This is a genomic window from Flagellimonas aequoris (assembly GCF_003584165.1).
In the GTDB taxonomy this organism is placed as follows: Bacteria; Bacteroidota; Bacteroidia; order Flavobacteriales; family Flavobacteriaceae; genus Flagellimonas; species Flagellimonas aequoris.
This window is the reverse complement of sequence record NZ_QXFJ01000027.1, coordinates 1-19,897: the sequence shown is the minus strand read 5'-3', so window position 1 is coordinate 19,897 and position 19,897 is coordinate 1. Positions and strand designations below refer to the sequence as shown.

At 47.8% G+C, this 19,897-nt stretch carries 12 protein-coding genes and 1 pseudogene; 9 read left to right on the top strand and 4 right to left on the bottom strand.

Annotation, left to right across the window (positions count from 1 at the left end; all coding sequences use genetic code 11):
- Positions 1-37: 37 nt before the first annotated feature.
- Both D2U88_RS11380 and D2U88_RS11375 read left to right on the top strand, forming a co-directional pair.
- Positions 38-505 (top strand): DUF2703 domain-containing protein, encoded by a 468-nt coding sequence (locus D2U88_RS11380; protein WP_161594391.1) that lies wholly within the window; start codon positions 38-40, stop codon positions 503-505.
- Between the two features lie 568 nt (positions 506-1,073).
- A complete protein-coding gene (locus tag D2U88_RS11375; RefSeq protein ID WP_036385939.1) occupies positions 1,074-2,870 on the top strand; it encodes a ParB/RepB/Spo0J family partition protein in 1,797 nt (598 codons plus the stop codon).
- Between the two features lie 129 nt (positions 2,871-2,999).
- Here the strand turns inward: D2U88_RS11375 and D2U88_RS11370 are convergent, their stop codons facing one another.
- A complete protein-coding gene (locus tag D2U88_RS11370) occupies positions 3,000-4,547 on the bottom strand; it encodes a Fic family protein (RefSeq protein ID WP_036379063.1) in 1,548 nt (515 codons plus the stop codon).
- 201 nt (positions 4,548-4,748) lie between these two features.
- Entirely contained in the window at positions 4,749-5,504 is a 756-nt protein-coding gene (locus D2U88_RS11365) for an SOS response-associated peptidase (RefSeq protein ID WP_036379062.1), read from the bottom strand.
- A gap of 116 nt (positions 5,505-5,620) precedes the next feature.
- On the opposite strand from D2U88_RS11365, the gene dinB reads away from it, so the two are divergent.
- From dinB to D2U88_RS11330, 7 genes are all read left to right on the top strand, one after another.
- Positions 5,621-6,835: a DNA polymerase IV gene (dinB, locus tag D2U88_RS11360; RefSeq protein WP_119640705.1), complete on the top strand. Its 1,215-nt coding sequence runs from the start codon at positions 5,621-5,623 to the stop codon at positions 6,833-6,835.
- Position 6,836: 1 nt separating this feature from the next.
- Positions 6,837-9,818 carry a DNA polymerase III subunit alpha gene (locus D2U88_RS11355; RefSeq protein ID WP_119640704.1) on the top strand — a complete coding sequence of 994 codons (2,982 nt, stop codon included), beginning with the start codon at positions 6,837-6,839 and terminating at the stop codon, positions 9,816-9,818.
- 246 nt (positions 9,819-10,064) lie between these two features.
- Positions 10,065-10,373, top strand: coding sequence for a DUF6660 family protein (locus tag D2U88_RS19830; protein ID WP_081894468.1), 309 nt, complete (start codon positions 10,065-10,067; stop codon positions 10,371-10,373).
- Positions 10,374-10,497: 124 nt separating this feature from the next.
- A complete protein-coding gene (locus tag D2U88_RS11345) occupies positions 10,498-14,871 on the top strand; it encodes a CusA/CzcA family heavy metal efflux RND transporter (protein ID WP_119640703.1) in 4,374 nt (1,457 codons plus the stop codon).
- Positions 14,872-14,875: 4 nt separating this feature from the next.
- On the top strand, positions 14,876-16,075 hold the full coding sequence (locus D2U88_RS11340) for an efflux RND transporter periplasmic adaptor subunit (protein ID WP_119640702.1): 1,200 nt from the start codon (positions 14,876-14,878) through the stop codon (positions 16,073-16,075).
- 15 nt (positions 16,076-16,090) lie between these two features.
- Positions 16,091-16,507: a Fur family transcriptional regulator gene (locus tag D2U88_RS11335; RefSeq protein WP_067036187.1), complete on the top strand. Its 417-nt coding sequence runs from the start codon at positions 16,091-16,093 to the stop codon at positions 16,505-16,507.
- A 42-nt stretch (positions 16,508-16,549) separates the two neighbouring features.
- Positions 16,550-18,517 (top strand): heavy metal translocating P-type ATPase, encoded by a 1,968-nt coding sequence (locus D2U88_RS11330; RefSeq protein ID WP_090294760.1) that lies wholly within the window; start codon positions 16,550-16,552, stop codon positions 18,515-18,517.
- 380 nt (positions 18,518-18,897) lie between these two features.
- Here D2U88_RS11330 and istB read toward each other — a convergent pair whose 3' ends face one another.
- The gene (gene istB / locus D2U88_RS11325) at positions 18,898-19,635 is read right to left on the bottom strand and encodes an IS21-like element helper ATPase IstB (RefSeq protein WP_119608405.1); all 738 of its coding nucleotides are present in this window, start codon (positions 19,633-19,635) and stop codon (positions 18,898-18,900) included.
- Positions 19,636-19,658: 23 nt separating this feature from the next.
- Positions 19,659-19,897: pseudogene (locus D2U88_RS19550) on the bottom strand (IS21 family transposase); the annotation flags it as partial.

Sequence of the window (19,897 nt, the reverse complement as noted above, 5' to 3'; positions counted from 1 at the left end):
TCTTAGGGGTAAACTTTAATCTTAAAAACGTATGAACATGGAAGTAAAGACAAAAAATGCATTGAGAGTGACCCTTTTTCAAGTGGGAATGCCAACAACTGGGGAAGGTACTTGCTCAGCCTGTGATTCTGTTCAAGGTGTATTGCTATCGGCGATTCAAGAAGTTCAAGAACTCTTTGATCATTTGAACTGCGAAATCTTGTTCAGTTCAACCATGATTAAAACGATAGAGGAAGCCGAAAAAGCCCATATTGTTGCTTCCCCTACCATAAGGGTCGGCAACCTCGATTTCCATCCTGAACATTTGGAAGACAGTCCGGAAGCCAGGGAATGGGTTTGGAATGGAGCTACAATGGGAGAACCCAATAAAGAAATCTTAATCGAGGTATTGCTCAAAGGCTATTTTGAACCCAAAAATGACCATGGGGAAATAACCTTGTCCCCTTACATTCTAAAACACTTAAAAGGAGAAGTGACCGCGGATTCCAACTGCGGATGCCATTGATGAATGATTGGGTGAACCGCCTTAGGTTCTGTTAGATGAGATTTACCTCATACAAGAAAAGACCTTATTAAGCTCATCGGAAACGATGGGCTTTTGTTTTACCTATTTTTTGAATTTGGCAATCTTCCCAGTAGTATTTCATTACCGTTCAATACCCCAATGCCGTATCGTCCCCTCGTTTGTCCGCCCCGCCCTCAAATAAGTCATTTTCAGGACTAGGACGGCGGATACGCTTCCCATAACCTAGGTTCGTGCCTGATTGATATTGTAGCCTTTGGTTTTTAGGGTTCTATGGGTTTTCAAAGAAAAACCTTCGGTTTCAAACATGCGTACAAGGGATATCCATCTAAGGTTTGGAACTATAATACCCTTATGGGCCTTCTGGAGGGGTAGATTTCTTTTTTATCTTCCAATAGTTTTCGAAAGATAAGCCCGCAAATGGTTTGTCGGACAAGGGACGGCATAAAGCCGTTCCCCTGTCACTTTTTATTCCGTTTCCTTGCCACTCCAAAAATTTGTCTTCCGCTTGGTTTCCGCTCAAATATTGTTTAACCAAAATCCAAAGATCATGGAAGCACAAACAAAGAAGAGAGCGACACGTAAAGCAGGTAACAACCAAGGTTCAAAGTCGGAACAAACCAAAACTGTGGAGAAGGTGGAAAACGTTCCACAGATCCAGTTGTTGGGAATCGATTCGGTTTTCCCGGACCCAGACCAACCCCGAAAAACCTTTGATGAGCAAAGTCTCAATCATTTGGAACAGAGCATTGCCGAACATGGGGTGCTGCAGCCGATCACCGTACGAAAATCCGACGAAGGTTTTATCATCGTCATGGGTGAGCGAAGGTATCGTGCCAGTAAATTGGCAGGATTGACCACTATCCCTGCCATGGTAAGGGACTATAGGGACACTGAGATTCTGGAGGTCCAGATCATCGAGAACCTACAGCGCAAGGATGTGGAACCCACGGAGGAGGCCGAGGCCATCCAATTTTTGTTGGATCGTTACGAACCCGGGGAGATTGCAAAACGTCTGGGCCGATCTGAGAACTATATCCGGCAACGCATCAAGTTGGCAGGATTGATCGAGGGATTCAAGGCCTTTATCCGCAGTGGGGAAATGACCCTCTCCCTAGGGGTGGCCGTGGCCCTTTTTGAACCCGGAGAACAACTGATGCTGTTGGAAAGCCTAGAAGACGAATTCCAGGAACATCGGATCAAACGGATGATCGAAAGCCGCACCTTCGATCTGTCCAAAGCCCCTTTTGGGTTGTCGGATAAGACGTTGCTTCCCAAAGCCGGGGCTTGCCATACCTGTCCCTTCAATGCTGCCAATCAGGGCAATTTGTTCGGTGATGGGAAGATGGTCTGTACCCGGACCTCCTGTTTTGAGAACAAAAAGACCAAGACCTTTATGCAGCTATTGAAAAGCGTGAAAAAGGAAGGATTGAAACTGGTGCCCAACATCAACAAATACCGGGTGGACGAGGAACGCAACCAATGGGTCATGGCCCAAATGGAAAAGGAGGGCCTAGCGGTGCATTTGACCAATGGGCTGGACATTTTAAAGGAGCCCATAGAACCTACCATGAATCACATTAGGGAGGAGCACCGACACTATGAATATACCGAGGAAGAGTTGGGTGAATTCCTGAAAGAGGCCCTGGAATCCTTCACGGAGGAAAAGGAGGCATGGGACAAGGCCGTGGACCTTGGATTTGAAAAGGGTATCCTGCTGGAAACGGACACCTATTTGACCCGGCCGGTATTTGTGAAGGTCAGGGAAGAAACCCATAGTGGAAGTTCAGGTACCAAGGCCTTGGAGCAACGCAAAATGTCCGAGTGTACCCCGGAGGAGCAGATCATCAAGATCAATACACGGGAATTGCGGAAAAAACAGATCGAGAACAACAACCAGTTCAAGGAAGTCGTGGACATGATACGTGAGACCGATTATATCAACCTGAAAAAGCCTTTGTCCACGGATGAAATGGTGGCCATTGCCATTTCCCTGTTCGAGAACAACATCGGGTATTATAGCCAAAGGGAACATTTTGGGGAATTCTTCGGCGAGGATTCCAAGTTATCCGATGGGGAACGGGTGGCCCGGTTCAAACAGGGTTTCAAAAAGGAGACCTTGTATAAACTGCTCCGGTTCCTGTTGACCCGACAGGTACACCTTGGGGAAAGCAACCACTCCAATGATTTGACCAACCGATCCTTTTATGTGGCAATGCAATCCTTTTACAAGGAGAAGATTTTGGGAATCGAAAAATCCTATACTGAAAAGCGTCAAAAACGGGAGGAACGGATCAAGGAAAGGGTGGCCAGTTTAGAACGGCAGGCCAAAATATTGGAGGGATAGGGCTTCCAAATGGTACAAAAGAAGGGTTCGGGAAAGCGAACCCTTTTTATTTTGGTCGAACCATGCCGGTGTCCTACCACAGATAGGGATTTGAATAGTTAGGGAACCCAAACTGGGTCAGGTTACCCATCAACCTTGGAAAATACTTTGGAATGAATCTTCAATTTCCTGGATTTCAGCATCTGTCAATTCCGCAAATTCCTTTTCCCTTCTTTTTTTGGACAATATACCTTCATTCTGGTTCAGAAACTTGATCAAAAGATCGACTTTGGTATCCGGTAAGGTCACACGGGCATTGATAAGGTTTGTCATCCGATCGTATTTTTCCAAATAGTCCAATTCTTCCGGTATGATCCTTTCAATGGTCTCTTCCACACAGGTATACAGGAATTCCGCTTGTTTGGTCAAATCAAAGTACCGGTATAGATCAATGGTTTCGTTCAGGATATCGATGTTATGGTCTTGTGTTTCCTCCCATTCGATCAAATCGACCCTTGGCGAGGAAAAATGCTCCAGAATATCCTGATATTCATCAATCCGTTCCAGAATGGCAGAGGATATGGGGAATATCATACCTCTCTTGGTATACCCCATCCGGGTAAGCAAATGGTGGATGATATAGCGATGTATCCTCCCGTTGCCATCGGATAGGGGATGGATAAAAACAAAGCCAAATGCGATGGTGGCCGCGGCCAATACAGGATTGTACCGAGACTTCTGCAACAGCTCGTTCGTGCCGAACAACCCTTGCATCAAAAGAGGAAGGTCCTTGGCCTTGGCAGAGATGTGGTCGGGCAAGGGGGAGAGGGTCTCCCTATCGTGCTCCCCAATAAAGCCTTCCCCGGTCCTGATGCCCATATGCCTCAGTTTTTTGTTGCCGATGACAATATGCTGTAACCGTTCGATCTCCTGTATGCCCAAAGGGGACTTGCCCGATTGGCCTATGGCTTTTCCCCAATTCCTTGCCCGCATGCTCGGGGGATGTTCCCCTTCTATGGCAAAGGATGCCTTCGAGTCCTTCAACAATAAAAAAGCAGCGGTCCTTCGAATAAGATCCTTGTCCCGTTTGCCCAATCCCTTTTCGATGGTTTCAGATAGGTCCTTGGCAATATACCCATCCAGTTTTGCCGTCCGTCGGATCATCGGGCAGTACCCCGGGACCCCGGGCAGGTTGTTCTTGACGCGATGCCGTGTGGAATTCTCGGGCTCGGCCGTATATTGTAGGTTGGGGTCCACCACCGTTACATAAGTGCCCTTGTTCAGGTTCGGTACGTCAAGGGTTATTCCGGTCAGCCATTCGTATAGAAACCACGCCCTTCTAGTGTATTGCCCCGTGGGCTCCTCTTCCAACATTTGGTGTATGATGGCATCCCCGGTCAACTCGAAAAACCTTTTGAGGAGATATAGGTCCAAGGGCTCGTATTTAAGGGCAAAGACCAAATGGCTTTTCAGGTCGTCCTTGGGTTTGTGCCTTATGGTGAACACTTGCCATTGGTCCGTATCGTAGCGTTGGTGCTTCTCCGTTGCCATGGCCAATATATCAGGCAGGGGAACCGCTACATCAAATTGATTCTCCATTGTGGCAATCAAAAGGGACTGACCTACCAAGAAACCTTCCTCAGGTAAGGTGCGGCCATGAAAAACCGTTATTTTCTGTGAAAAATCATTATTTTTCATATGATGACGTGAAATATAATGACAAATATACCATGAAAAACAATTACTTGGCGTGAAAAACGATGATTTTTATATATTTTTCATGAAATATAAGTACATCTGTCTGGGTTGACCGTTGAAGATCTTGCACTTCCGGGGCTAGCGAACCCTTAATGGGGGATATTCCCTGTCCGTACCCATGAACATGGTCAAAAGGAAAGGTCAATAGGGTATGGACACCTCTTCGTAGTCCACTTTTTCAATGATGCCCGGATAGTTGGAATCCACACTTCTACTATAGAGGTCCTTGGTGACGGGATAGGCTTCCAGATCACCTTCCCATAGATCGTCATCGATAAGATCTTGAACATCTGATTTATTGTTGCCGTTATGTAACCAAGCATCCAAGTTTTCATCATCAATGATGACGGGTCGCCTTTTCTTTTCATTGTGGATTTCCTCGAACATGGGGGTGGCGTCCTTGGTGAGTACGGCAAAGGTCCTCCGTCCATCGGCCGTGTTGGTATAGATGCCCGCTAGGTATATGGGGTCGCCGTTCTTTCTATGGAAATAAAACGGAACTTTAAAATCCTTTCCCTTGACTTTCACTTTCGTATTGTGTGGTTCGAAGAATCCGTCCACGGGAATGATACAGCGTTGGTGCTCCCAACAGTACCGGTACACGAAGTGGTCAAAGAGCTTTTCGGATTTGGCATTCAGTCCCCCAAAGGTTTTTGGGTTCTTGAAATACTCCGTGTAATTTTCCTGCTTTTCCTTTGGGGGCATGATGCCCCACATCGCAGGGAGCATATTGTAGGGCTCTTCCTGGCCCAAAGTCCACATCACAGGATGGCTCCAGCCGTTGGCGTGGAAATAAATGAGTTCCAGGTCGGTGTCCAGGTCACCGTACATGGCCTTGACAGAAAGGAGTTTTTCCAGCTCCTTCCGTTCCCGGGTCTGTCTGGTCGAGTAACACATGTTGAGGTTGAATTATGCCGTATTAAGATAGGCAAAATTGTTAAAGTTTTGAAACGGCTCGTCCCTTTCCGTACATTTGGATATTTTCCAAATTATAGGAATAAATCCAACATTTTATGAAACCCACCATTCTCCATATCGATCTGGATACCTTCTTCGTCTCCTGTGAACGACTACTGGACAGCCGTCTGATGAAGCGGCCCCTCTTGGTCGGTGGGTTGGGGGACAGAGGGGTGGTCGCGGCCTGTAGCTATGAGACCCGGCGTTTTGGGGTGCATTCAGGGATGCCCATGAAAGTGGCCCGGAGGTTGTGTCCGGAGGCCACTGTGATTAAGGGCAATGCAGGGACCTATATGAAGTTCTCGGACAATGTGACCGAGATTATCAAGGAGAGTGTCCCGGTCTTTGAAAAGGCCAGTGTGGACGAGTTCTATGCCGACCTTTCCGGGATGGACCGTTTCTTTGGCTGTTACAAATACGCCTCGGAAATTCGACAACGGATCTTGAGGGAAACGGGATTGCCTATTTCCTTTGGACTCTCCCAGAACAAGGTGGTCTCCAAAGTGGCCACCGGGGAGGCCAAGCCCAACAACCAGATGAAGATCGATCTTGGACTGGAGAAAGAGTTCCTGGCGCCTTTACACATTCGTAAACTGCCCTCCGTGGGGGAGAAAACCTATGGGCTTTTGTCCAATATGGGGGTGACTACCATACAGACCGTACAGCAACTGCCCTTGGAGATGCTGGAAAGCGCCTTTGGGTTGCATGGACGGACCATCTGGATGCGGGCCCAGGGGCTGGACAATTCCCCCTTGCTCCCGTTTCATGAACGGAAGTCCATTTCTACGGAACGTACCTATGGAAAGGATACCACCGATATGGTCAAACTGGAGACCACCTTGTTCGCCATGGCCGAGAACCTGGCCTACCAACTCCGAAGGGCCAATAAGATGACGGGCTGTGTGAGTGTGAAGATCCGGTACAGTGATTTCAAGACCTACACCAAGCAGAAACGGGTTCCCTATACTTCTGCGGACCATGTGTTGGTACCCTTGGTGAAGGAACTCTTTACCTCCCTTTATGACCGAAGGATGCTGATTCGTCTTGTTGGGGTCAACTACAGTCATATCGTTGGTGGGTATTACCAGATCGACCTGTTCGCGGATGACGAAAAACTGCTCAACCTCTATCAGGCCATGGATCGTGTACGGAATCGATTTGGGGAATCCAGTTTGATGCGGGCCTCGGCCATGGGGGCCCATAGTATAGGAAGAGGCGGAAACCCCTTTGACGGACAACCACCCATCTTATTGGCCCATAGACAACAATAGCATGTACTTGAACTGCCATACCTATTATTCCTTGAACTACGGGGTGCTTTCCGAAACGGAGCTCTTGGAGTTGGCCTGTTCCCATGGGGTGGAAACCTTGGCCCTGACCGATATCAACAACAGTTCGGCAGGGATGAACTTTGTGCGACTGGCCCATGAGCAGGGAATACGTCCCATTCTGGGCATCGATTTTCGGAACGGGAACGTACAGGAGTTTGTGGGCCTGGCACAAAACAATGAAGGGTTTCGGGAGATCAATGCCTTTCTATCCGAACATTTGCATAAGGGAACATCCATTCCCTCCGTGGCTCCAATATTCGAACATGTCCATGTCATCTATCCCTTCGAGAAGATCCAGGAGGAGGAACGGACAGACTTCCGAGCTTATGAGTACATTGGGGTATCCGTCGAAGAGCTCCGGAAATTACGGTTCTCCCGGTACCGGGATTATACCGATAGATTGGTGTTGTTACAGCCCGTGAGCTTTCGTAACAAAAAGGATTTCAATACCCATCGGTTGCTTCGGGCCATAGGATTGAACACACTGTTGAGTAAACTTCCCCAGTCCGAGGAGGCCAGACCCTCTGATACCCTTCGGTCCATGGAGGAACTAAAAAAAGCCTTGGTTGATTTTCCGCATATCTGGGAGAATACGCAGCGGTTGATGGACTCCTGTACCATTGCCTTTGGGTTTGGAAGTGAGCGGGTTTCCCAGAACCAGTCCCGTTTTTTGGCGTCCAAGGCCTTGGATGTGGAGCGGTTGCGGGAACTGGCATTGGATGGGCTGCCTCGACGCTATGCCCATCCCACGGAAAAGGTCAAGGAGCGGATGTTCCGGGAACTGCGTACCATTCAGGAACTGGACTTCGTGTCCTATTTTTTGATCAACCATGATATCGTCTCCTATGCCAAGTCCAAAGGGTATCCCTATGTGGGCAGGGGGAGTGGGGCCAACAGTCTGGTGGCCTACCTGATCGGGATCACCGATGTGGATCCCATTGAACTGGACCTGTATTTTGAACGGTTCATCAATCCCTTTAGGGCCTCCCCTCCGGATTTTGACATTGATTTTTCCACCTGGGACCGGGACGATGTCACGGCCTATATTTTTGAACGTTTCGAGCATGTGGCCCTATTGGGAACCTACAACACCTTTAAATACCGGGCCGCTGTTCGGGAACTGGGCAAGGTGTTCGGTCTGCCCACCGAGGAAATCGATAAGCTCAGTGCAGGTCGGTATGAGCAAGGAAGCTTGGACGAACTGGCCCGATTGGTGCTGAAATACGCCACCTATATCCATGGGATGCCCAATTACATCAGTGTGCATTCCTCGGGGATCTTGATTCTGGACCGTTCCGAGCATTACTATTCGGCCACGACCCTGCCGCCCAAAGGGTTTCCGACGGTGCAGTTCGATATGATCATTGCCGAGGATGTAGGCCTGTTCAAGTTCGATATCCTTGGGCAACGGGGATTGGCCAAGATCAAGGAGGCGGTTGAGGTGATCAAGGACAACCGACCCGATGCCATGCTTTGGGACATCAAGAGCGTGGAGGCCATGAAACAGGATGCCAATATCAATCGGCTGTTGAGCCAAGGAAGGGCGATAGGGGCCTATTATGTGGAATCCCCAGCCATGCGGGGGCTGATGAAAAAGCTACGGACCCATGACTACTTGGGACTGGTGGCGGCCAGCTCCGTGATCCGTCCAGGGGTATCCTCCTCGGGGATGAAGGATGAATATATCCGCAGGGAGCGGGAACCGGAACGCCGCAAGGAGGCCAATCCCATCCTGTTGGAGATCATGCCGGAGACCCATGGGATCATGGTCTATCAAGAGGATGTGCTCAAGGTGGCCCATCTCTTTGCAGGACTCGACCTAGGGGAGGCCGATGTGTTGCGACGGGGGATGAGCGGAAAGTTCCGTTCCCGGGAGGAATTCCAAGCAGTGAAACTCAAGTTTTTTGAAAACTGCAAACAAAGGGGGCACGATGCTGCCTTGACCCAAATGGTCTGGGAACAGATCGAGAGTTTTGCGGGCTATGCCTTTGCCAAGGGACATTCCGCTTCCTATGCGGTGGAGAGCTACCAGAGCCTGTATCTGAAATGCTACTTTCCCCTGGAATTTATGGTAGCCGTGCTCAACAATGGGGGAGGGTTCTATGATACAGAGCTCTATGTCCATGAGGCTAAGATGTGGGGAGGAATTATCCATCCGCCCTGTATCAACCGCAGTGATCATGTCAATGTCATCTATGGGAAGCACATCTATTTGGGGCTGGGGCAGCTTCGGAGTTTGGAACGTTTGGTCATCCAACGCATCCTGAACGAAAGGCAGCTCCATGGGAAGTTCCGGGATTTTGATGATTTTATCGACCGTGTCCCGATTGCCATCGAACAGTTGACCATCTTGGTACGTATCGATGCCTTTCGTGTGTTTGGGGTACCCAAGAAACAAGTGCTTTGGCAGGCCGTGTTCAAGACCAGGGCCCATCGAAAGGATACGGTCCAGAAATTGCTCTTTAAACCCAACCACCGGCATTTTACATTACCAAACTTACCTTCCCATCCTATTGAGGATGCCTATGACCAAATAGAACTCTTGGGATTTCCGCTATGTGGGTATTATGAATTGATGGACGGCAAGGTAAGGAGCCGATTGACCGCCGGTGATTTTGAGGCCCATGTCAACCAAAGGATATGGATCTATGGTTCCCTAGTGCATACCCGACTGAACACCACATCCAAAGGGGACACGATGCGCTTTACCACCATGCTCGATCTGGAAGGGCATTTTTTTGACTGTGTCCACTTTCCCCAAACAATGGCATCCACACCCATTCATGGAAAGGGGACCTATCTATGCCATGGAACGGTGACCGAAGAGTTCGGGCATTTCAGTCTGGAGGTGGTTACGACCGTCAAACAACCCTTGAAACCTGACCCGAGACAAGTGGGATCGGGAGCGCTATTGGCCAAATAAAAGCGAGTAAGGACGTATTCCGATCAATACTGCGCAAAGATAAACCCGGAAAATATTTCTCGGGAAAGGGACGGCATAAGGCCGTTGCCGATGTCACTTTTTTCATACTCTAGTAATGACCTGATATTTTAGGGGGAAAACTCCAATAATGAAGTTTGGAACTACTTTTTATTGGTCCAAAAAGAGTTCCTTTTAAGAACCATTCTTTGCAATAGAGTTGCACTTGGATTTTTTTATCTTTGCCCCGTGAAATTTTTGACAATCATATTAACAATATACTTCTTGGCGCTCAACGTGGTGCCTTGTAGTGATTCAGGGAATGCCTCTGACGATTGCCAAACTGTTTCGGTAGTCGATTCTGACGGCGACCAAGGTGACGATTGTGAACTTTGCTCGCCTTTCTGTCAATGTCATTGTTGCCACGTTCACACCATAGATTTTGGGCTTGTCGCATTTGAACCGTACCAGCCAGAAATCCCAGACGAATTCTTTGCCCATTTTGATGACCTCGGCAAGGATATTCCACCTTCTCTTTTACAGCCCCCTCGGGCATGATCCAGTTTTTATAGGATAAAACTATCCTGTTTTGACGTGACTTTTTCATGGTTACGTCAATATCGTGCGTTGCTTTTCATCAATGCGCCCAGTAAGAATATAAACTGAATCAATACCCTTGTCCATGATCAACAGAATCATTGATTTTTCAATCAATAATAAATTTATTATAGGTCTGCTGACCCTCGCATTGATTGGTGCGGGCGTTTATAGCATGACCCAAGTTCCCATCGATGCCGTACCGGATATCACCAATAATCAAGTACAGGTCATTACCCAATCACCCAACCTGGGAACGGAGGATATAGAACAATTTGTAACCTATCCCGTGGAAGTTGCGATGAGCAACCTACCCAATGTCAAGGAAATCCGCTCTGTTTCCCGTTTTGGGCTTTCTGTGGTGACCATTGTATTTGACGATGAGGTGGGCACTTATTTGCCCAGACAACTTGTAGCCGAAAAACTGCCCGAGGTTCAGGAACAGATCCCTTCTGGCTTTGGCAAACCCGTTATGGGGCCAATTTCAACGGGATTGGGTGAAATCTACCAATATACCCTTGAAGTAGATGATGAACATCAAGGTGAATATTCGGCAACGGAACTGCGAACGATGCAGGACTGGATTGTACGGAGACAGATGGCCATGGTACCCGGCGTGGTCGAGGTAAACGCCTTTGGCGGAAACAAAAAGCAATACGAAGTGGCGGTTGACCCGGACGAACTTCGCGCCATTGGTATTACCATTACAGAAGTGTTCTCGGCCCTTGAAAACAACAACCAGAATACAGGTGGGGCCTACATCGAGCGTAACCACCAAGCCAACTTCATTCGTGGTGAAGGGCTGGCCAGGACCATATCGGATATTGAAAACATGGTGGTCAAGGCCGTTAATGGCATTCCCATCAAAGTGAAGGATATAGGTAAGGTAAGCATGGGAAGTGCGGTACGCTATGGTGCGCTTACCAAAGATGGAAAGGGCGAAGCCGTGGGCGGAATGATCTTGATGCTCAAAGGGGCAAATTCCAACGAGGTGATCGAGAACGTGACCCGACGTGTGGAACAGATACAACGGTCCCTTCCTGAAGGGGTGTCCATCAAACCTTTCCTTGACCGTAGCGAATTGATCGCCGAGACAACAGGCACGGTAACGGGGAACCTTTTGGAAGGTGGGCTTATCGTGATCTTCGTGTTGGTCTTGTTATTGGGAAATTGGCGTGGCGGACTCATTGTGGCTTCGACCATACCCTTATCCCTATTGTTTGCCTTTATTCTGATGAATGTTTTTGACGTATGGGCAAACTTGATGAGCTTGGGGGCAATCGATTTTGGAATCATTGTGGATGGTGCGGTGATCATCGTAGAGGGCACCGTTTTTTTAATGTACTCCTATGTGGTCAAAAAGAATGGCGTTAGTGCAGAAACACGGGATGACATCGCCGCTAAGGCCTCCAAAAAAATGATGAACGCCGCTTTCTTTGGCCAGCTGATCATTCTGATCGTGTTCCTGCCCATTTTAGCCTTGGAGGGCGTCGAAGGGAAAATGTTCCGGCCCATGGCCCTCACCTTCATTTTCGCCATGATCGGGGCCATGCTATTGTGTCTTACCTATGTGCCCATGGTTTCGGCATTGTTCCTACGGCCGCCAAAATCCAAAAAACAATCCTATGGCGATAGGTTCGTGCATTGGATTGAGCAGAAATATGAACCGTTGTTGACCAAATCACTTTCCAAGGCCAAAATGGTCGTAAGCATTGCCCTTGGCCTTTTTGCCATTGCCATTTTCGCCTTTACGAGAATGGGCGGTGAGTTTATCCCGCAATTGGACGAAGGTGATATTGCCTTTCACGCGATTTTGAAACCCGGCAGTTCCCTGTCGGAAACCATCGAAACCACGACAAAGATTGAACGTATCGTGAAGGCCGAATTTCCCGAAGCGGAAACCGTTCTCAGCCGTATCGGTGTCGCCGATGTACCAACGGACCCGATGCCCATGGATATCGCCGATGTCTTCGTTATCCTCAAACCAACGGATGAATGGACATCTGCAGAAAGCAAGGATGAATTGGTGGAAAAAATGAAGGAGGCCATCAGTATCGTTCCCGGTGTGAATTTTGAGTTTACCCAACCTATCGAAATGCGCTTCAACGAACTACTTACGGGTGTTCGTGAGGATGTGGCCATTAAATTGTTCGGGGAAGACCTCGGCATATTGGCAAGCAAGGCTGAGGAAATGGGGGAAATCATTGCCACCGTTCCCGGTGTTGCAGATATGAAAGTTGAGGCCACGGACGGCCTGCCACAAATCACCATTGACTATAACCGCAATAAATTGGCACAGTACGGTCTAAAGATCGAACAGCTCAATAAAGTGGTACAGGCCGCCTTTGCAGGAGGAAAGGCAGGCGTAATCTTCGAGGGTGAAAAACGGTTTGACCTGGTCGTAAGACTTCAAAAGGAAAACCGGCAAGGCATCGAGGACATCCAGAACCTGTTCATCAACCTGCCCAATGGTTCGCAAATCCCATTACGTGAAATTGCCGAGGTAAGTTATGAACCAGGCCCGATGCAGATAAGCCGTGACAATACCAATAGGCGGACCTATGTGGGCATCAATATTCGCGACCGTGACGTAAAATCGGTGGTAGAGGATATCCAAGAAAAATTGGATGCCCAGTTTGACCTGCCCACAGGATATTACATTCGGTATGGTGGAGCTTTCGAAAATCTGGAACGCGCCAGCAATAGATTGCAAACTGTGGTCCCTATTGCCTTGTTCCTGATTTTCATATTGATTTATTTTGCGCTAAAGTCCTTTCCACAGACCTTGATGATCTACCTCGCCATCCCGATGGCCACCATTGGCGGTGTGTTCGCCCTCTGGTTAAGGGATATGCCCTTTAGTATTTCCGCGGGGGTCGGCTTTATCGTGCTTTTTGGCGTGGCCGTTCTGAACGGACTCGTCATGATAAGTGGTCTCAATGAACTGAAGGAAGAAGGTGTGACCAATCTTAAAGGTAGAATTATAGAAGGCACCAAAAGACGGATTCGTCCCATTATGCTCACGGCCTTTACGGATATTTTAGGGTTTCTTCCCATGGCCGTTTCGGCTTCGGCCGGGGCAGAGGTACAGCGACCTTTGGCCACCGTGGTCATTGGTGGCTTGATAACTTCGACCCTCTTGACCCTCTTTATCCTACCCATCTTTTACCAATGGGTCGAGGGACATTCGAAACGGATGAGGAAACCCGACCCGAAATGGGGTACCCCTGTGGTCATGGTCCTTCTTTTGTTCGCCACCGCACTGCCTGCCAAAATGCATGCGCAAAAAGGTTTTGAAAATGCACGACAGATCCAACCTAAAGATTCACTGCCCGCTATTTCATTGGAAGAGGCGGTGGAAGTTTCCAGGAAAAACTACCCGCTGTTGAAAGCGAAACAATGGGAGGTCCAAAAACAAACCGCCCTAAAAGGAATGGCTTACGACCTTGGCAATACCCAAGTCTTCACAGGTGGCGAAGAAATTGTGGACGGACAAGGAATTTATACCTTGGTTGGGGTTGGACAACAGAATATCGACCTGTTGGGCATCAGTGCAAAAAGGCGTTTGCAGAGACAACGCATCGCTTTGGCCGAGACAGCTCTTGACCTTTCCGAACTGCAAGTGGAACAGGAGGTCAAAAAGGCTTGGTCAGAAGCCTATCGACAACGACAGAAATTTGAACTGTACCGTGAACTGGATTCCATTTATTCACAGTTTAAAAGAGCAATAGAACTCAACTTCAAGGTAGAGGCCATTTCCCGGCTGGAATATTCATCGGCCACAAATCAGGCCTTACAAATCAACAATCAACTGCAACAGGCCGAAAGTGATTATGCCATTGCCCTGCAAAAGCTCAATCTTTGGTTGGTTTCGGACATCTACTATTCCGTTCCAGAAAAACTTGATGAAAGTGCGGTAACGGTTTTGGGATGGGACGGGGATTTGGGAAAACACCCAGCGCTGGAACTTTCACAAAGGCGCATCGAGGAGGCCGAGGCGACATACGATGCGGCACGGGCTGACTTGCTGCCTAAGTTCAACCTTCAGGGCGGACTGCAACAGGTCAATGGCAATAGCGGGTTCTACACCTATCAAGCCGGCATTTCGGTTCCTTTGTTTTCAGGTGGACAGCGTAGTCAAGCCAAGGCCGCCAAAATTGAAAGTGAAATCGCAAAGACCAATGCGGATTATACCAAACGCCAGCTGCAATCCGAATATCGGCAGGCGGTGCAAGCCTATCGGAAATGGAGCGCATCGTGGCAATTTTATAGGGACAAGGCCTTGCCGCTTGCCCAAGAGCAGCGCAGGGGAGCGTTGTTGGCCTACGCGGAGGGTGCGGTGGACTATGCAGCGTTCACACAGATTATTCGGGATGCCATAAACACGGAAACGGATGCACTTGACGCTCTTGACAACTATCTAGAATCAGTATTTGAATTACAATATTTTAAACAATAGACAAATGAACAATCTTTTTAAATATAGCGTTATCGGGCTCGTGACGATGCTCTTGGTTCTTACTTCCTGTGGGAATTCCAAAGCCGATACTGAAGAAGCAAAGCAAAAAAAACCTGAAATGGGCGAAATGCACAAAGAAAGTGAAGCCAAAGAAGCCATGCTTACGGAGGCGCAGTGCCGGAACCTTAACATGAGAATCGATACCGTTGCCCAACGTGTTATGAAGCAGTATGTGGAAGCCAATGGCCAACTGGAGGTCCCACCTCAGAATGAAGCGACCATTACGACGGTCGTGGGTGCCAATGTGGTGTCCATAGAGGTCATTGAAGGCGACAAAGTAAAAAAGGGACAAACGGTCGCCTATTTGTCCCACCCCAATATCATCCAGAAACAGACCGATTACCTGAACGCCTACAGTAACAGCCAGTTTCTGCAAAAGGAATTTGAAAGACAAAAAACCCTGTATGATGCCGGGGTGGGCAGCGGGGCCAACTTTCAAAAGGCCGAAGCGGAATACCGGGCCTCCCAAAGCCTGGCAAAAGGATTGGAAGCACAGTTGGAACAATTGAACATTAGTGCATCCGGGGTCAGAAACGGTACGATTTACCAACGGGTGGCATTGCGAAGTCCCATTGAGGGATTTGTCCAAAAAGTAGCGGTCAAAACCGGGCAGTACGTAGAACCGCAGACCGACCTATTTGAAATCGTTGACACCCATCACGTCCATGCCGATTTAATGGTGTTTGAAAAGGATGTGTACAAAGTAAAGGTAGGCCAGCAAGTATCCTTCAATGTGCAATCCATTCCCGGAAAGGAACTTACTGCGAAAATTTATTCCGTAGGGAAAACTTTCGAGCAAAATCCCAAAGCGATACACGTCCATGCTGAAATCGAGAACAAGGAAGGGCAGCTGATTCCAGGGATGTATGTTGAAGGACGGATTGAAATCCAAAAATCCGAGACCGTTGCGGTGCCTGAAAGTGCAATAAGTTCAAACGAAGGAAAGAAGTATATTTTTAAAGCGGAGCGTGAAGGCAATGACTGGAGCTTCAAACCTGTCGAAATTAGCACAGGCCCAAATGACGGGGATTGGGTCGCCATCGATTTTGTAGATTCCGTTGGGCCATATACTACATTTGCATACAACAATGCCTACTATTTAATGGCCCAAATGAAAAAAGGGGATGCGGGACATAGCCATTGATAAAATTACAATATGATGACAGAAATTGAAAAAACATTGGAAAACAAAGGTGTACGCCCAACGGCGATGCGTATTTTGATCTATAAATATTTGGCTGAAAAGGAAGTGGCCATTGCCCTGACCGATATGGAGAACGCTTTCTCAAAAGCGGACAGAACCACATTGTACCGGACCCTGAAGACCTTTGAGGAAAAACGAATTGTGCACCAAATAGATGATGGCACCAATATTTCAAAGTATGCCCTGTGCGAACCAGGTTGCAATTGTGAAATGGAACAAGATCTGCACCTGCACTTTCATTGCGATAACTGTGATGAAACGGTCTGTCTCACTGAGCATAAGATTCCCCATATCAATCTACCTGATGGGTATGTTGCAGAAAATGCCAATTTGGTCATTAAGGGAATTTGCGACAAATGCAGCGGTCAATAAATGCACTTCCGTTGCACGAAACTAATTACGACCTTACCGTCTATGAAAAAGAAAAAAGTAAAACTACGTGATCTAGGTTCAAAGGAACGCCAGGGCGAAAACGGACACGAAAGTGGCCATAACCATGGTGGTCCTGAAGGTGTATCTAAATTCAAAACCTATTTACCGGCCATTTTCAGTTTTGTAATGCTCATCATCGGCATAGCAGTGGACTATTTTGATGCTTTCCCGTTTTTCAAGGGCTGGATAAGAATCGCATGGTACACCCTTGCCTATTTGCCTGTTGGTTTTCCTGTCATCAAAGAAGGTTGGAACAGTATAAAGCATGGTGATTTCTTTACTGAATTTTTCCTGATGTCCATTGCCACTTTAGGGGCCTTTGCCATAGGCGAATACCCAGAGGGCGTGGCGGTAATGTTGTTTTACGCCGTGGGCGAACTGTTCCAAAATGCAGCAGTCAATCGGGCAAAGGGAAATATTAAGGCCCTTTTGGATGCGCGACCGGACGAAGCTTTGGTGCTTCGTAACGGGAATTTCGTTACCGTAAACCCCGAAACCGTCGAGATTGGCGAAAGGATACAAGTACGTGTGGGTGAGAAAATCCCCTTGGACGGTATTCTCTTATCCGAAAGAGCTTCCCTCAATACGGCGGCAATTACTGGCGAAAGTAAGCCCGATACGATAAATAGAGACGAAAAAGTCTATGCCGGAAGTATTAATCTTGAGGGTGTTATCGATGTAGAAACCTCCAAAGAATTCAAGGATAGTTCCATCACTCGAATCTTGGATATGGTACAAAACGCTACAGCCAGAAAATCAAAGACAGAACTGTTCATTAGAAGATTTGCGAGAATTTATACGCCCATTGTAGTTTTCCTTGCCATTGGATTAACGTTCTTGCCCTACTTTTTTCTAAATGACTATGTATTTAGGGATTGGCTTTATCGCGCTTTAATATTCCTTGTGGTTTCCTGTCCCTGTGCCTTGGTCATTTCCATTCCGCTCGGCTATTTTGGTGGTCTGGGAGCGGCATCCCGAAATGGGATTCTTTTCAAAGGTGCATCTTTTTTGGAAGCAATCACCAAAGTGAACACGGTAGTGATGGACAAAACGGGAACCGTTACCAAAGGGGTTTTTAAAATCAAGGAGATCAAGACTGCCCAATTTGAGGAAGCCAAGTTTATGAAATACTTGATGGCCATGGAGGAACAATCTACCCATCCCATAGCAAAAGCAATTTTGGAATACAAAGCCGAAGGAACGGATATAAAGGCAACCGATGTTTCGGAAGTTGCCGGAAAGGGATTAAGGGGAACGGTCAATGGGAAAACAGTGCTGGTGGGCAATAAAGCGCTAATGGCCTCAAACAACATTGATGTGCCTCCAGAAACCGATGATATTGTAGATTCTATTGTAATGTTGGCCATTGATGAAAAATTTGCAGGCTATGTTACCATTGCAGATGAACTCAAGGAAGATGCCCATCTAGCCATCCAACAAATCAGGGATGCCGGGATTTCGAAAATCATAATGCTTTCGGGTGACAAAGATTCCATAACGCAACAAGTCTCGAAAAAGCTGAACTTTGATTGGGCAAAGGGCGGCCTATTACCAGAAGATAAGCTCGGCGAAGTCGAAGAACTCAAAAAACAATCAGACACCAAAGTGGCCTTTATGGGCGATGGCATTAATGATGCGCCCGTTCTGGCCATCAGCGATGTGGGCATTGCCATGGGAGGCTTGGGTAGTGATGTGGCCATTGAAACAGCAGATGTCATCATTCAGACCGACCAACCGAGCAAGATGGCACGGGCCATTAAAATAGGACGCTCCACCCGAAAGATAGTTTGGCAAAATATTGGGCTCGCTTTTGGCGTGAAGGCATTTGTGCTCATCCTTGGAGCGGGAGGCCTAGCCACGATGTGGGAAGCAGTTTTTGCTGATGTGGGGGTTGCCTTATTGGCAATATTGAATGCTGTTCGACTTCAGCGGATGAAGTGGAACACTTAGTTTCAAAGAGGAACCATTTTTTGGGCTAACTTATATTTCAGCCGTTGTTGGCAGCTCCATGGTTGGCCAAGACCTTCAATAAAATTGTATATGAGACACTTCGCAGGTTGTGACACCCAAACAACTGTCCTTGTTTTGGAGGGGACTTCAGGAAGGTTAGGGGTCTGATTCTTCGAGAAACGGCGACAGGACTTATGAGACAATATGAAAGCTTCCGGGCATAAAGAATCTTATCCGAACAATTACGAAATGCTTATCACTGTAGATGAAAAATAATCCGGTCGTAGGGTGGATGAGCCGGGTAAACTGAGCCACCCGCGCCGGACGAAAGTGAGCAGTGTAAATCAACTGCTTGGATTTGACCTGTCCGTGGGTTAAACTTAGTTTTTATTTTTCAATTTTCTTCTCATTGATTCACCTTTTATGTCGATTCTGTGTGCCGTGTGTACCAAACGGTCGAGTATGGCGTCGGCCAGAGTTCTCTCCCCGATGATGTCGTGCCATTTTGATACGGGCAATTGTGATGCAATTATGGTCGATCTCTGTCCGTGACGATCCTCGATGATCTCCATGAGCGCATGCCTGTTGATATTGTCCAGTGGCTTGAGCCCGAAGTCATCAAGTATCAGTAGGTCCTGTTTTTCAAGCTTGCCTATCTGTTTAGGATAGGAACCGTCAGCTTTTGAGGTCTTCAACATGGTAAAGAGCTTGGCCGTGTTGAAGTACATGACCTTTTTCCCCATGGAACAGGCCTGGTGGCCGATTGCGGAGGCCAGATAGCTTTTGCCGACCCCGGTGCTCCCGGTAATGAGGACATTCTCCCTCTTTTTGATAAAATCGCAGTTGCCAAGGCGCTGTACCTGGTTTTTGTCCAATTGTCTGGAAGGTCTGTAATCCACCGCCTCCATAACGGCAGCATACCTAAAGCGCGCCGATCTGGTCAGGCGTTCTATCCTGCGGTTATGGCGGTCGTCCCACTCGCATTGTACGAGGTAGGCAATGATCTCGTCATTGGTATAGTCGGTGTCCGTTCCGTTGGGCCCCAAGGTCGTTTCAAATGCCCTGTGCATGCCATGGAGCCTGAGCTCCTTCATCTGTTGTATTGTCCTTTCGTTCATATGTAGTATTTAAGTATTTGTCCCTATTCATAATATTTTCCGCCCCGTATGTTCTGGTGCTCGGGCATTTCCAGATTATCATCGGCGCCCTCATCAAGCTTGTCCCAGCCCTTTTTTAGGATGCGCTCGACCATATTGTAATTATATGCACCATATTCCGTTGCCCTTCTACAGGCGCTGTCAAGACGGTCCCTGCCATATTTCTTAGCAAGGTGCAGTACGCCAAGACAGGATTTATAGGATTGTTCGGGATGCTGCTTCT

What these genes read in the sequence shown, in the direction of transcription:
- D2U88_RS11380 (WP_161594391.1), top strand. Translation starts at nt 38, where the DNA reads ATGGAAGTAAAGACAAAAAATGCATTGAGAGTGACCCTTTTTCAAGTG.
- D2U88_RS11375 (WP_036385939.1), top strand. Translation starts at nt 1,074, where the DNA reads ATGGAAGCACAAACAAAGAAGAGAGCGACACGTAAAGCAGGTAACAAC.
- D2U88_RS11370 (WP_036379063.1), bottom strand. Translation starts at nt 4,547, where the DNA reads ATGAAAAATAATGATTTTTCACAGAAAATAACGGTTTTTCATGGCCGC.
- D2U88_RS11365 (WP_036379062.1), bottom strand. Translation starts at nt 5,504, where the DNA reads ATGTGTTACTCGACCAGACAGACCCGGGAACGGAAGGAGCTGGAAAAA.
- dinB (WP_119640705.1), top strand. Translation starts at nt 5,621, where the DNA reads ATGAAACCCACCATTCTCCATATCGATCTGGATACCTTCTTCGTCTCC.
- D2U88_RS11355 (WP_119640704.1), top strand. Translation starts at nt 6,837, where the DNA reads ATGTACTTGAACTGCCATACCTATTATTCCTTGAACTACGGGGTGCTT.
- D2U88_RS11345 (WP_119640703.1), top strand. Translation starts at nt 10,498, where the DNA reads ATGATCAACAGAATCATTGATTTTTCAATCAATAATAAATTTATTATA.
- D2U88_RS11340 (WP_119640702.1), top strand. Translation starts at nt 14,876, where the DNA reads ATGAACAATCTTTTTAAATATAGCGTTATCGGGCTCGTGACGATGCTC.
- D2U88_RS11335 (WP_067036187.1), top strand. Translation starts at nt 16,091, where the DNA reads ATGACAGAAATTGAAAAAACATTGGAAAACAAAGGTGTACGCCCAACG.
- D2U88_RS11330 (WP_090294760.1), top strand. Translation starts at nt 16,550, where the DNA reads ATGAAAAAGAAAAAAGTAAAACTACGTGATCTAGGTTCAAAGGAACGC.
- istB (WP_119608405.1), bottom strand. Translation starts at nt 19,635, where the DNA reads ATGAACGAAAGGACAATACAACAGATGAAGGAGCTCAGGCTCCATGGC.